The organism is Streptomyces sp. NPDC004658, assembly GCF_040609555.1.
In the GTDB taxonomy this organism is placed as follows: domain Bacteria; phylum Actinomycetota; class Actinomycetes; order Streptomycetales; family Streptomycetaceae; genus Streptomyces.
Genome location: NZ_JBEXKG010000190.1, coordinates 1 through 12,660 on the forward strand (window position 1 = coordinate 1; position 12,660 = coordinate 12,660).

Annotated in this window: 11 protein-coding genes; 8 read left to right on the forward strand and 3 right to left on the reverse strand. The window is 75.2% G+C overall.

From position 1 onward, the window contains the following. From ABZV94_RS36090 to ABZV94_RS36110, 5 genes are all read left to right on the forward strand, one after another. The coding region (locus tag ABZV94_RS36090; RefSeq protein ID WP_356348233.1) for a cellulose binding domain-containing protein at positions 1 to 472 on the forward strand (472 nt) is incomplete at its 5' end. A gap of 255 nt (positions 473 to 727) precedes the next feature. Further along, complete coding sequence (gene rsgA, locus ABZV94_RS36095) at positions 728 to 1,822, forward strand: ribosome small subunit-dependent GTPase A (RefSeq protein ID WP_356348236.1); 1,095 nt, start codon at positions 728 to 730, stop codon at positions 1,820 to 1,822. A 28-nt stretch (positions 1,823 to 1,850) separates the two neighbouring features. Further along, a complete protein-coding gene (locus tag ABZV94_RS36100; RefSeq protein WP_356348239.1) occupies positions 1,851 to 3,299 on the forward strand; it encodes an AlkA N-terminal domain-containing protein in 1,449 nt (482 codons plus the stop codon). Continuing rightward, the gene (locus tag ABZV94_RS36105; RefSeq protein WP_356348242.1) at positions 3,296 to 3,784 is read left to right on the forward strand and encodes a methylated-DNA--[protein]-cysteine S-methyltransferase; all 489 of its coding nucleotides are present in this window, start codon (positions 3,296 to 3,298) and stop codon (positions 3,782 to 3,784) included. The genes ABZV94_RS36100 and ABZV94_RS36105 overlap by 4 nt, the downstream gene beginning before the upstream one ends. 154 nt (positions 3,785 to 3,938) lie before the next feature. Then, positions 3,939 to 5,207 carry a GDSL-type esterase/lipase family protein gene (locus ABZV94_RS36110; RefSeq protein WP_356348244.1) on the forward strand — a complete coding sequence of 423 codons (1,269 nt, stop codon included), beginning with the start codon at positions 3,939 to 3,941 and terminating at the stop codon, positions 5,205 to 5,207. 16 nt (positions 5,208 to 5,223) lie between these two features. Here the strand turns inward: ABZV94_RS36110 and ABZV94_RS36115 are convergent, their stop codons facing one another. Beyond that, positions 5,224 to 6,213, reverse strand: a complete 990-nt coding sequence (locus ABZV94_RS36115) for a helix-turn-helix domain-containing protein (RefSeq protein ID WP_356348246.1) — start codon at positions 6,211 to 6,213, stop codon at positions 5,224 to 5,226. Positions 6,214 to 6,563: 350 nt separating this feature from the next. On the opposite strand from ABZV94_RS36115, the gene ABZV94_RS36120 reads away from it, so the two are divergent. From ABZV94_RS36120 to ABZV94_RS36130, 3 genes are all read left to right on the forward strand, one after another. After that, positions 6,564 to 7,934, forward strand: a complete 1,371-nt coding sequence (locus ABZV94_RS36120) for a protein phosphatase 2C domain-containing protein (protein ID WP_356348249.1) — start codon at positions 6,564 to 6,566, stop codon at positions 7,932 to 7,934. 69 nt (positions 7,935 to 8,003) lie between these two features. Continuing rightward, on the forward strand, positions 8,004 to 9,746 hold the full coding sequence (locus ABZV94_RS36125) for a pyruvate dehydrogenase (protein ID WP_356348252.1): 1,743 nt from the start codon (positions 8,004 to 8,006) through the stop codon (positions 9,744 to 9,746). A gap of 318 nt (positions 9,747 to 10,064) precedes the next feature. Then, positions 10,065 to 10,508 (forward strand): ATP-binding protein, encoded by a 444-nt coding sequence (locus ABZV94_RS36130; RefSeq protein WP_356348254.1) that lies wholly within the window; start codon positions 10,065 to 10,067, stop codon positions 10,506 to 10,508. A gap of 82 nt (positions 10,509 to 10,590) precedes the next feature. Here ABZV94_RS36130 and ABZV94_RS36135 read toward each other — a convergent pair whose 3' ends face one another. Next, complete coding sequence (locus ABZV94_RS36135; RefSeq protein ID WP_356348256.1) at positions 10,591 to 11,634, reverse strand: DUF2637 domain-containing protein; 1,044 nt, start codon at positions 11,632 to 11,634, stop codon at positions 10,591 to 10,593. 315 nt (positions 11,635 to 11,949) lie between these two features. Continuing rightward, on the reverse strand, positions 11,950 to 12,660 hold a 711-nt coding region (locus ABZV94_RS36140), incomplete at its 5' end, for a (2Fe-2S)-binding protein (protein ID WP_356348259.1).

Genomic DNA, 12,660 nt, shown 5'->3' on the forward strand with positions numbered 1-12,660 from the left:
CTCTGGGACGTCGCCGACCCCGCGCTCCCCCTCCGCCCCGGCCTCCGCGACGCACACCGAGCGCCCGCCCGCCCGGCAGGAGCCCGACCCCGAGCCCCAGGGCACCTCCTCCGCCACCCACCGCGCGGGCCCCACGAGCGCCCCCGCCACCCGGCCGGCCGGCTGCCGGGTCGCCTACGAGCTGGACAGCCAGTGGCCCGACGGCTTCCAGGCCACCGTCAGCGTCACCACCGACAAGGCCCTCACCGGCTGGCAGGTGTCCTGGACCTTCCGCGACGGCCAGCAGATCGGCCAGATGTGGGACGCCACCGTCCACCAGGACGGCTCCCGCGTCACCGCCACCGCCGCCGACTACAACAAGGCGGTCGCCGCGCACGGCACCCTGTCCTTCGGCTTCCTCGGCTCCTGGACCGACGCCAACCGCACGCCGTACCGGTTCACGCTCAACGGCTCGCCCTGCACGGTGAGCTGAGCGCGCCCGCCGCACGCGTGCGGTCGCGCGGAAAACCCTTTGACGTACCGGCCCGTCCGCGGGCTACAGTTGCCCGGCACGCCGAGGTGGTGTGCGGACGCGCGAGCGAGGACGAGGAGGTGTCGACAGATGGCTGTCACTGTGCCGGGCCCTGCCCTCATCCAGGAACGCATCAAGTCCACCTCCGTGGCCGCCGGCTGAACCGACCGCGCACCGTACGCGCCTGCCCGGGGCCACCCTTGTGAAGGGTCTCCCTTGACTTCCACCTCCGCTGCTTTCTCCGCACTGTCTCCCTACGGCTGGGACGAGACCTGGGCCGAGGCGTTCGCCCCGTACGAGGCCGACGGGCTGCTGCCCGGACGGGTCGTCCGGGTCGACCGCGGACAGTGCGACGTCGTCACCGCGGACGGGACCGTCCGCGCCGACACCGAGTTCGTCGTGCCCCGCGATCCGATGAAGATCGTGTGCACGGGGGACTGGGTCGCCGTCGACCCCGGCGGCGACCCCCGGTACGTGCGCGCCTACCTGCCGCGCCGCACCGCCTTCGTCCGCTCCACCTCCTCCAAGCGGTCCGAGGGGCAGATCCTCGCCGCCAACGTCGACCACGTCGTCGTCGCCGTGTCCCTCGCCGTCGAACTCGACCTCGCCCGCGTCGAGCGCTTCCTCGCCCTCGCCTGGGAGTCCGGCGCCCAGCCCGTCGTCGTCCTCACCAAGGCCGACCTCGTGCCGGACCCGGTCACCCTGGCCCACCTCGTGCAGGACGTGGAGACCAGCGCACCCGGCGTGCCCGTCCTCACCGTCAGCGCCCTGCACGGCGACGGACTCGACGTGCTCGTCGCGCTCGTCGGCTCCGGTACGAGCGTGCTCCTCGGCCAGTCCGGCGCGGGCAAGTCCACCCTCGCCAACGTCCTCGTCGGCGAGGACGTCATGGACGTGCGGGCGGCCCGGGACGTCGACGGCAAGGGGCGGCACACCACGACCACCCGCAACCTGCTCGCCCTGCCCTCCGGCGGGGTGCTCATCGACACACCCGGGCTGCGGGGCGTCGGCCTCTTCGACGCCGGGACCGGCGTCGGGCAGGTGTTCACCGAGATCGAGGAACTGGCCGAGCGGTGCCGGTTCCACGACTGCGCCCACGAGTCCGAGCCCGGCTGCGCGGTGCGGTCCGCCGTGGAGAACGGGGAGCTCGCGGAGCGGCGGCTGGAGAGCTACCGCAAGCTGCTGCGGGAGAACCAGTGGATCGTGGCCAAGACGGACGCCAGGGTCCGCGCGGAACTCCGCCGGGAGTGGCGGCGGAAGGGAGCCGAGGGGAGGGCGGCGATGGAGGCGAAGCGGGGTCGGTGGGCCTAGCGACCCTCCGGCCGCGCCCGCCGGCTCCATGTCCGAATTCCGCTGGCCCGTCCCTCCCGCCCGCCCCACACTGGAACGCGTGAAGGACGAAGACAGCAGGTACGAGGCGGTGCGGAGCCGGGACGGGCGGTTCGACGGCGTGTTCTTCTTCGCCGTCGAGACCACCGGCATCTACTGCCGGCCCAGCTGCCCGGCGGTGTCGCCGAAGCGGCGCAACGTGCGGTTCTTCGCGACGGCCGCCGCCGCGCAGGGCTCCGGGTTCCGGGCCTGCCGGCGGTGCCGGCCGGACGCCGTGCCCGGCTCGGCCGAGTGGAACGTCCGCGCGGACGTCGTCGGCCGGGCCATGCGCCTGATCGCCGACGGCGTCGTGGACCGCGAGGGCGTCGCCGGGCTCGCCGCGCGGCTCGGCTACAGCGCCCGGCAGGTCCAGCGGCAGCTCACCGCCGAGCTGGGCGCCGGGCCCGTGGCGCTCGCCCGGGCGCAGCGGGCGCACACCGCGCGGGTGCTGCTCCAGACCACCGACCTGCCGGTCACCGAGATCGCGTTCGCCTCCGGGTTCGCCAGCGTGCGGCAGTTCAACGACACCATCCGGGAGGTGTACGCCGCGACGCCCACCCAGGTGCGGGCCGCCGCCCCCCGGGACCGGGCCGCCCGCAGGGCCGCACCCGGCACCGGCATCCCGCTCCGGCTCGCCCACCGCGGCCCCTACCAGTCCGCCGCCGTCTTCAACCAGCTCGCGCGGGAGGCCGTACCGGGCGTCGAAGAGGTGACCGGCGCCCCCGGCGCCCGCACCTACCGGCGCACCCTGCGCCTGCCGTACGGCACCGGCCTCGCCGCCGTGCAGGAACGCACCCGCACCCCGCGCACCGGCACCGGTACCCGCCCGGGCGGCTGGCTCGACGCCCGGCTGCACCTGACCGACCCCCGGGACCTCACCACCGCCGTGCAGCGGCTGCGCCGGCTGTTCGACCTGGACGCCGACCCGTACGCCGTCGACGAGCGGCTCGGCGCCGACCCCCGGCTCGCCCCGTTGGTCGCCGCCCGGCCCGGTCTGCGCTCGCCCGGCGCCGTCGACCCGCTCGAACCCGCCGTACGCGCCCTGGCCGGCACCCACGGCGCCGGGGAACTGGTGCGCCGGTACGGCAAGGTGCTCGACGCGCCCCACGGCGGCCTGACCCACCTCTTCCCGGAGCCCGCCGTCCTCGCCGAGGCCGAGCCCGGCGGCCCGCTGGGCGCGCTCGCCGCCGCCCTCGCCGACGGCACCCTGCGGCTGGACCCGGGCGCCGACCGGCACGACGCCGAGGAGGCCCTGCTCGCCCTGCCCGGCATGGACCCGGCCACCGTCGCCACCGTCCGCGTCCGCGCCCTCGGCGATCCCGACGTCGCCCCGCCCGGCGCCGACGTCCCCGACACCTGGCGGCCCTGGCGCTCGTACGCCGTCCAGCACCTGCGGGTGGCGGGGGAGCCGGTCCGATGACCACCGTCTACTGCACCCACCTGGACACTCCCGTCGGGCGGCTGCTGCTCACCGCCGACGCGGACGGCGCGCTCACCTCGCTGTCCGTGCCCGGGCAGAAGGGCGGGCGGACCATCCAGGACGGCTGGCGGCACGACCCCGGGCCGTTCCGTGCCGCCGCCGACCAGCTCGCCGCCTACTTCGCGGGGGAACGCACGGAGTTCCGGCTGCCGTTCCGGGCGGCCGGCACCGCGTTCCGGCAGCGGGTCTGGGCCGCGCTGGACGAACTGCCGTACGGCGCCACCGCCACCTACGGTGAGATCGCCGCCCGGATCGGCGCACCCCGCGCCGCCGTTCGCGCGGTCGGCGGGGCGATCGGCGCCAACCCGCTGCTCATCGTGCGGCCTTGTCACCGGGTGATCGGCGCCGACGGATCGATGACCGGATACGCGGGGGGACTTGAGCGCAAGGTCCGGCTGCTCACCCTGGAGGGCGTGCTCCCCTGACGCGCCGCCCGCCGCGCCACTTTGCCCGCCGCGCCCCCGGCTCCCCGCCGCTGCCGTTGCGCCGAGCGGGTGGACCGCCGCCGATGCTCCGGCGGCACGGCCCGCCCGTGTGGCACGGTCGCCTCCGACGGCCGACGGGGAAGGGCGGGCACACATGGCCAAGGTCGTACGGGTCCTCGCGGTCCTCCTCCCGGCGCTGCTGCCGGGCCTGGCGGCACCGGCCGTCGCCGAACCGACCCCGCAGCCCTGGACCGGCAGCTGGGAGACCGCGCCTTCCGGTACCGCCGCCGCGCTGCCCGGTGCGGCCGTCCGCAACGTCGTCCACCTCAGCGTCGGCGGCACCGCCATCCGCGTCCGGCTCAGCAACCGGCTCGGCGCCACACCCCTGCGGCTCGGCGCGGTCACCGTCGCGCTGAGCCGGGCGGCCGGCCCCGAGGCCGTACCCGGCACCCTGCGCACCGCCACCTTCCGCGGCGCCACCGAGGCGACCGTCCCACCGGGCACGGACGCGGTCACCGATCCGCTGCCCCTGCGCGTCCCGGCCGGAGCCGACCTGCTCGTCACCGTGTTCACGCCGGAGAACTCCGGGCCCGCCACCTATCACCGCACCGCCCTGCAGACCAGCTACGTGGCCCCGGCCGGCGCGGGGCGGGCCGCCGACGAGGACGGCACCGCGTACACGTCGACCACCAGCCGCTGGTACTACGTCACCGGCGTCGACGTCCGCGGGCCCGCCGCCGGCAGTGTCGTCGCGTTCGGGGACTCGCTCACCGACGGGAACGGCTCCACCCCCGACACCAACCACCGCTGGCCCGACCGGCTCGCCGAGCGGCTGCGCGAGCGGCGGCTCGGTGTCCTCAACGCGGGCATCGCCGGCAACCGTCTGCTGCTCGACGGCACCGGACCGAGCGCCCTCGCCCGCCTGGACGCGGACGCGCTGGACCGGGCCGGCGTGCGGGTCCTGGTCGTCCTCGAAGGCATCAACGACATCAAGGGCACCCCGGAGGCGAGCGACGCCGCCGCCTTCGCGGACGCCTACCGCGCCCTGGTGACCCGCGCCCACGCCCGCGGTGTCCGGGTCGTCGGCGTCACCCTCACCCCGTACGGGGGGCACCCCGCCTGGACCGCCGCCCGCGAGGCGGTGCGGCAGCGGGTGAACGCCGTCATCCGCGACGGCGGCGTCTTCGACGCGGTCGCCGACGCGGACGCGGTCGTGCGGGACCCGGAGGACCCCGGTCGCATCCTGCCCGCCTACGACCCCGGCGACCACCTGCACTTCAACGACGCGGGCATGGCCGCCGTGGCCGACACCGTCCACCGCGTGCTGACCGGGGGGCCGCTCGGGCCCGACCCGAGGGGCCGCACCGCCGCCGCGGTGCCGGTCACCCGCGCGGCACCGCGCCCGCGACCAGCGGCCGGGTGAACGGCTCCGCGGCTGCTCAGCCGTGGGCTTCGCGGGTCACCCAACCGCGTTCGCGGGCGTGCCAGCCCAGTTGGAGCCGGGTCGTCACCCCGGCCAGTTCCATCAGGCGTCGCACCCGGCGCTGCACGGTCCGCAGCCCGAGGTCGAGCTGTTTGGCCACGCTCGCGTCGGTCAACCCCGCCAGCAGCAGGGACAGCACCTCCAGATCGGTGGCGTCCGGGCCGGCCGGCTCCTCCTCGGTCACCCCGGCGGCGCCGAGCCGCAGCGGCAGCGCCTCCCGCCACACCGACTCGAACAGCCCGGCGAGCAGCTCCAGCAGCCCGCTGGCGTGCACCACCAGGGCGGCCGGCTCCGCCGTCCTCGACGTCAGCGGCACCATCGCGAGCGACCGGTCGGCCACCACCAGCTTCGTCGGCACCCGGTCCACCACCCGCACCCGTTCGCCCCGGCCGAGCGCCGCCGTCAGCTCGGCCAGCCCGTGCGGCGGGTCCAGCACCGCCCGCTCCACGACCACCCGGTAGCGCACCCCCCGCCCGGCCGCCTGCTCCTCCGCGTCGTTCTCCATGCCGGACACGACCACCGGGTTGCCGGTCACCAGCGCGCACACCTCCTCGGCCGCGCCCAGCTGGAGCTGGAGGAAGCGCTGCGCGACCGCCGAGGCGCCGGTCACCACCTCCACCAGGTCGTGCACCGCGGGCTCGGCCGCCGCCGCCCGGTACTCCTCCGCGAGCAGCGCCGCCGCGAGCTCCGCCTTCTCCAGCTCGTGCCGCTGCCGGGTGAGCAGCGCGCCCAGCGCCACGCCGGGCGGGGCCGCCACCCAGCGGCCCGGCCGCGCCGGGGACTGGGCCGCGAGACCCTGCCGCTCCAGCCGGCGCAGGGCCCGCTCGGTGTCGGGTTCGGCCAGCGCCAGACGCCGCGCCAGATCGGTGACGTCGGCCGCGCCCACGGACACCAGCGCCCGGTACGCCGCCTCGTGCGTCTCGTCCAGCCCCAGCGCTGCCAGCATCGCCCCGCGTCCCTCCTCTGCGCACAGACCGACGGAGGCGGAACGACGTGGCGGAAACCGGCCACGGCGTGAACCCGCCGCCAGACATCATCGCCGTACCGGCGGTGACTCTGCCAAGGTGGGCAGCGCCGGGGGACGCGTGGCCGTGGGCACGGCCACCAGCGCGTCCCCGGCCATCCAGGACGTCGCCGGACGGTCCTCCCGTGGGGGGTGGGGCCGTCCGGCGGCCACCAGCCGTCTGTCGTACGGCAGTTCAGGTGCTCACTCGACACGCCGTTCGACGGGGGCAATGCGCCGGATTTTCCTGATGCCCCGTTTTCCTGTCGCCCGTGCGGTGGACAATTAGGGGCATGAGCCAGCAGGGGGGAACTCCCGCCCGTCACGACGACGACTGGTGGGGGCAGCTGTACGACGACTCCACCGAGGACACGGGTCCCACGGCAGCGCCCGATTCCCTGGACGACCGCTTCGCCTCGGCGCGGAACGCGGTGGGGGGACGGCCGGCGGACCAGGACCCGGTCGACGCGGCGCCGGCGGATCCGGCGCCGGCCGAACCGGCACCCCCGGAACCGGCACCCGCGAAGGCGCCGGTACCGACCCAGCGGACCGCCCCGCCGGAACCGGCGGAACCCGCTCCCGCCGCCGGCCCGGCCCTCCCCGAGGAGGTCGCCCCGCCGACCGAGGCCGCACCGCCACCCGAGAGCACTGCGCCCACCGGGAGCACGCGGCCCGCCCCACCCCCCTGCGTCGACTACGTCGGCTCCGGTCCCCCCACCTACGACCCCGAACCCACCGCGCTTCCGCTCGCCGAGCCGGACGCGCTCGGCGAGCTGGTCGCGGACACCGTGCTGGACGGCGCCCGGTACGGCGCCTGCACGCTGCGGGCCGTATCGCTGCGCGGGGACTCGGCCCGGTACCGGGGCGAGCCGCGCCGGGACGCGCTGCTCACCGCGCGGTTCGGGGCGGGCGGGCAGGCGCTGGTCCTGGTCGCGATGGCCACCGGCGCCCGGGCCGCGCCGGGCGCGCACCTGGCGGCGGCCGAGGCGTGCCGCTGGATCGGGCGGGCCGTCGGCCGCAGCCACCAGCGGCTCGTGGAGGACCTCCGCGCGGCCCGGCGCGGCGACCTGAAGTCGGGTCTGCACCGGCTGACCGACCACAGCCTCGGCAGGCTCCGCGCGAGCGCCGCCGAACAGGGCCTGGACCCCGAGCAGTACACGGCGACCCTGCGCTGCCTGCTGCTGCCCGCCGACCCGGACTGCCGTACCCGTGTGTTCTTCGGTGTCGGGGACGGCGGGCTGTTCCGGCTGCGGGACGGCTCCTGGCAGGACATCGAGCCGCAGGTCGCGCCCGAGGGCGGCACCGGCGCGCCCGTCGTCGGCTTCGGCTCGCCGCCGGAGCGGACCCCGGAGGGCGACCGGCTGACGATGGACCTCGGTCTGCCGTCCCCGCCGAGCCCGTTCGAGCCCGCCGGGCCGGCCCCCGAGCCGCCCCGGGAGCCGTTCCGGTTCCGGGCCTCGGTAGCCCGCCCGGGTGATGCGCTGGTGATGTGCACGGCGGGCCTGGCCGGCCCGCTGCGCGACGAGCCCGCCCTCTGCGCCTACCTGTCCCGTCGCTGGTCCGGCGGCACTCCGCCGGGCCTCGCCGCGTTCCTCGCCGACGCCCAGGTGCGGGTGAAGGGCTACGCCGACGACCGTACGGCGGCGGCCGTGTGGGAGGCGTAACCACCGCCCCTGTGGATTGATGGAACGGGAGGGCCGTATCCCGGGACAGCGAAGGGGCTGACGCGCGCCATGGCCAAACAGAACGTCGCCGAGCAGTTCGTCGACATCCTCGTCCGCGCCGGGGTGCGGCGCCTGTACGGCGTCGTCGGCGACAGCCTCAACCCGGTCGTGGACGCCGTCCGCCGCAACGCCGCCATCGACTGGATCCACGTACGCCACGAGGAGTCCGCCGCCTTCGCGGCCGGTGCCGAGGCCCAGATCACCGGGCGGCTGGCCGCCTGCGCCGGCTCCTGCGGCCCGGGCAACCTGCACCTGATCAACGGCCTGTACGACGCCCACCGCTCGATGGCCCCGGTGCTCGCCCTCGCCTCGCACATCCCGTCGAGCGAGATCGGCCTCGGCTACTTCCAGGAGACCCATCCGGAACGGCTGTTCCAGGAGTGCAGCCACTACTGCGAGCTGATCTCCAGCCCGAAGCAGATGCCCCGGCTGCTGCAGACCGCCATCCAGCACGCGGTCGGCCGCAGCGGGGTGAGCGTGGTGGCCCTGCCCGGCGACATCGCCGGCGAGCCTGCCCCGGAGAAGGCGGCACAGAGCGCGCTCGTCACCTCCCGGCCCACCGTGCGCCCCGGCGACGCCGAGATCGACGCGCTCGTGGAGATGATCGACGCGGCCGGCCGGGTCACCCTGTTCTGCGGCAGCGGCACGGCCGGCGCCCACGCCGAGGTCATGGAGTTCGCCGGGCGGATCAAGTCGCCGGTCGGGCACGCGCTGCGCGGCAAGGAGTTCATCCAGTACGACAACCCGTACGACGTCGGCATGAGCGGACTGCTCGGCTACGGCGCCGCCTACGAGGCCACCCACGAGTGCGACCTGCTGATCCTGATCGGAACCGACTTCCCGTACAACGCGTTCCTGCCCGACGACGTGCGGATCGCGCAGATCGACGTCCGGCCCGAGGTGCTCGGCCGCCGCTCCCGGCTCGACCTGGCCGTGTGGGGCGACGTCCGCGAGACGCTGCGGTGCCTGATCCCGCGCGTCAGGGAGAAGACCGACCGGCGCTTCCTCGACCGGATGCTGAAGAAGCACGCCGACGCGCTGGAGGGCGTGGTCAAGGCGTACACCCGGAAGGTGGACAAGCACATCCCGATCCACCCCGAGTACGTGGCCGCCGTACTGGACGAGGTCGCCGACGAGGACGCCGTGTTCACCGTGGACACCGGCATGTGCAACGTCTGGGCCGCCCGGTACGTCTCGCCCAACGGCCGCCGCAGGATCATCGGTTCCTTCTCGCACGGGTCGATGGCGAACGCGCTGCCGATGGCGATCGGCGCCCAGTTCACCGACCGGCGCCGGCAGGTGGTCGCCATGGCCGGGGACGGCGGATTCTCCATGCTGATGGGGGACTTCCTCACGCTCGTGCAGTACGACCTGCCGGTCAAGGTGGTGCTGTTCAACAACTCCTCCCTCGGCATGGTGGAGCTGGAGATGCTCGTCGCCGGCCTGCCCTCGTACGGCACCGCCAACACCAACCCCGACTTCGCCGCCGTCGCCCGGGCCTGCGGCGCCTACGGCGTGCGGGTGGAGCGGCCGAAGCAGCTCGCCGGGGCCCTCAAGGACGCCTTCCGGTACAAGGGGCCGGCCCTGGTGGACGTCGTCACCGACCCCAACGCGCTGTCCATCCCGCCGAAGATCAGCGCCGAGATGGTCACCGGGTTCGCGCTGTCCGCCTCCAAGATCGTGCTGGACGGCGGGGTCGGCCGGATGCTCCAGATGGCCCGCTCGAACCTGCGCAACGTACCGCGGCCGTAAGGGGAGCGATTTCGGCCAGTTTCACGGGGCGTGACGACGCGACGCCGGCCGGTGCCGGACGCGGCCGGACCGGTGTCCCGGGGCGTCCGTGGCGGCGGACGGCGCCCGGTGGGCGCGAGGCCCGGCCGCGGCGGCCTCCGACGGCCGGACCGGGCGGGGCACGGATATGGCCGAACCACCGGTCATCGGGCGTGCGCCAGGACTGCCCGGGAGCCTGTTGGGCAAGCATCCCCCCGTGAACGTGTTCGACCAGGAGGGGCAGGGACCGGCGGCGTGCGGGCGGGGGTCATGAAGAGGCAGGCACGAGGGGGCGGTCCCGTGACCGTAGGGGCCTTCTCGGCGACAACGGGGGAAGAGACCGACACCATCGCCGGCCACGCGCGGCGGCTGCGGCGCAGGCTGGGCCGGGCGGACCTCAGGGCGGTGCCGGAGGCCCGCCGGGAGCTGCGCGAACTGCTGCGGCACTGGGGCAGACCGGGCCGCTCGGAGATCGCCGAACTGCTCACCAGCGAACTCGTCACCAACGCGCTCGTCCACACCGACGACGACGCCGTCCTCACGGCCGTCGTGGACCCGGGCGGTCTGCGCGTGGAGGTACGGGACTTCGTGGCCCGCAGACCCGAGCCGCACGCGCCGGACACCGACGACGACACCCACGGCCGGGGCCTGCTGCTGGTGCAGTCCCTCGCCGACGCCTGGGGCGTCCGGCCGCACGGGGTGGGCAAGTCGGTGTGGTTCGAACTCGGCGCCGAGGCGGCGTGAGGCACAGCGCGAACGGGACGGGGGCGTGACCCGCGCGGTCACGCCCCCGTCCCGTACTGCGGTCGCACCGCAGGGCCGGCCGTCAGCCGAACTGCTGCTCCAGGTCCTTCAGCTTGCGCTCCAGGGAGTCCAGGCGAGGCAGGGCCATGGTGTCGTCCTCGGCGGTGAGGTCGACGGTCACCGGTTCACTTCCGCTGGGGACCCGCTGAAGGGAGGGCCGAGCGCGGACGGGCAGGGGTTCCGCGGTCGATATGGCAGGCTCCGCGGTCGCGGGGGCCGGGCCGCGCTCCACGGCCTGCACCTCCACCTGCCGGGCGGCACCCCGGCCGACGAAGCCGCGGTGGCCCCGGCTGATCGCCTTGAGCTGGGCGCGCTCCACGCGCTGCTGGTCGCGCCGCCGCTGCCGGGTCTCCTCCTTCTGCCGCTTGTCCTCGCGGACCTCCTCGACGGCCTCGTCGAGGCTGCGCACGCCCTCCAGAAGCATGAGCGACCAGGCCTTGTAGGTCTCACGGGGCGCCCGCACCCAGCGCACGATCCGGATCTGCGGCAGCGGACGGGGCACCAGACCCTGCTCGCGCAGCGCGGCCCGGCGGGTCTGCTTCAAGGCGCGGTCGAACAGCACGGCCGCCGACAGCGACATGCCGGAGAAGAACTGCGGCGCGCCGGCGTGCCCGGCGCCCCGGGGCGCGTGCACCCAGTTGAACCAGGCCGCCGCCGCAGCGAACAGCCAGACCAGTATCCGGGAGCCGAGCGCCGCGTCACCGTGGCTGGCCTCGCGGACCGCGAGGACGGAACAGAACATCGCCGCGCCGTCCAGGCCGAACGGCACCAGGTACTGCCAGCCGTCGGTCAGCCCGAGGTTCTGTTCGCCGAAGCCGACGAGGCCGTGGAAGGACAGGGCCGCCGCCACCGCCGCACAGCAGAACAGCAGCACGTAGGAGGCCGTGCCGTAGATGGCCTCCTTGCGCCTGCGGCGCTCCTCGCTGCGCTCCCACGAGTCGTCCGCGCTCGCGTTCTCCCCGGAGGAGCGCTTGCCGCGCGCGAGCACCGCCACCGCCGCCAGCATGCCCAGGAGCAGTACGGCGCCGGGAAGCAGCCAGTTCAGCGATATGTCGGTCAGTCTCATCAGGGGTCCCTTGCATTGGGATAGGGCGTAACGCCCGCCATAGTGGCCCACTCCCGAGGGCCCTCAGGGGGTTTCGGGGCAAGAGGCCGCCAAGAAGGTGCAAGGGGATGCCCAGGACGGCGTTCTGCTCGAACTGCCGCTTGAGGGGCGGGAGTTGAGTTCGAATAAGACTACCCGTACGGATGGTTCCTCGGAAAGTTCCCGTGACGAGTGAGGAAGTTGTGCATCACCTGTCCGCGAACCGGGCCGAGAGCGGGCGGTCCTGTGCGGGAGATCCTAATGGACCCGCGGCCGTGCTCCCGCCCTGACCACCCCTCAGGCCGCCGCGGCGGCACCGGGCTTGGCGATCCGCTCGCAGTCGCGGGTGCGCGGACACGTGACGCAGGTGTCCTCCGGGCGGACGGTGTAGAACATGCAGCAGCTCACCCGGTCCCGGGTGGCCAGCGGCGAGCCGTCCGGCCCGGTCAGCGTCCGGAACCCGGCGGAGCCGGCGTACGGCAGGGTGGCCCCCGGCAGCAGCAGGTCCAGCTCCCGCACGGCCCGTGCCGCCTCCCGTTCGCCGAACAGCCCGGCGACGTACCACAGGCCCTCCACGGCCTCGTCGGTCGCCATGCCCCACAGCGCGCGCCCGCGCCGCCGCATCCGCGGCCCGAAGGCGCCCAGCACCGGCTCCAGATGCTCGGCCACGGCCGCCCGCACCTCGGCCCGCAGCGCCTCCTCGTCCGGTACGACGACCGTGCCGGGCAGGGCCGCCGCGGGGTCGTCCGGCAGGCAGGCGACGGAGACGGGGGGCCGTACGGCCATCCGGCCGGCCGCGCGGTCGTACCAGACGTGCGTCACGGGCAGCCGGGGCACCCTGCGGTGCAGGAACCACGGGACGGTGATCAGCAGGCAGGCCGGCCAGGCGTAGCGGTGCAGGCCGAAGCTCGCGACGACGTCCGGCCGGGCCGGCCGCCCGTAGTCCCGCGCCACCTGGTCCGCGTCCCAGGCGAGGAAGGCGTCCAGCTCCGCGCCGCCCGCCGCGAG

Coding starts and splice junctions, on each gene's coding strand:
- ABZV94_RS36100 (WP_356348239.1), top strand. CDS start 1,851: ATGTCCGAATTCCGCTGGCCCGTCCCTCCCGCCCGCCCCACACTGGAA.
- ABZV94_RS36105 (WP_356348242.1), top strand. CDS start 3,296: ATGACCACCGTCTACTGCACCCACCTGGACACTCCCGTCGGGCGGCTG.
- ABZV94_RS36110 (WP_356348244.1), top strand. CDS start 3,939: ATGGCCAAGGTCGTACGGGTCCTCGCGGTCCTCCTCCCGGCGCTGCTG.
- ABZV94_RS36115 (WP_356348246.1), bottom strand. CDS start 6,213: ATGCTGGCAGCGCTGGGGCTGGACGAGACGCACGAGGCGGCGTACCGG.
- ABZV94_RS36120 (WP_356348249.1), top strand. CDS start 6,564: ATGAGCCAGCAGGGGGGAACTCCCGCCCGTCACGACGACGACTGGTGG.
- ABZV94_RS36125 (WP_356348252.1), top strand. CDS start 8,004: ATGGCCAAACAGAACGTCGCCGAGCAGTTCGTCGACATCCTCGTCCGC.
- ABZV94_RS36135 (WP_356348256.1), bottom strand. CDS start 11,634: ATGAGACTGACCGACATATCGCTGAACTGGCTGCTTCCCGGCGCCGTA.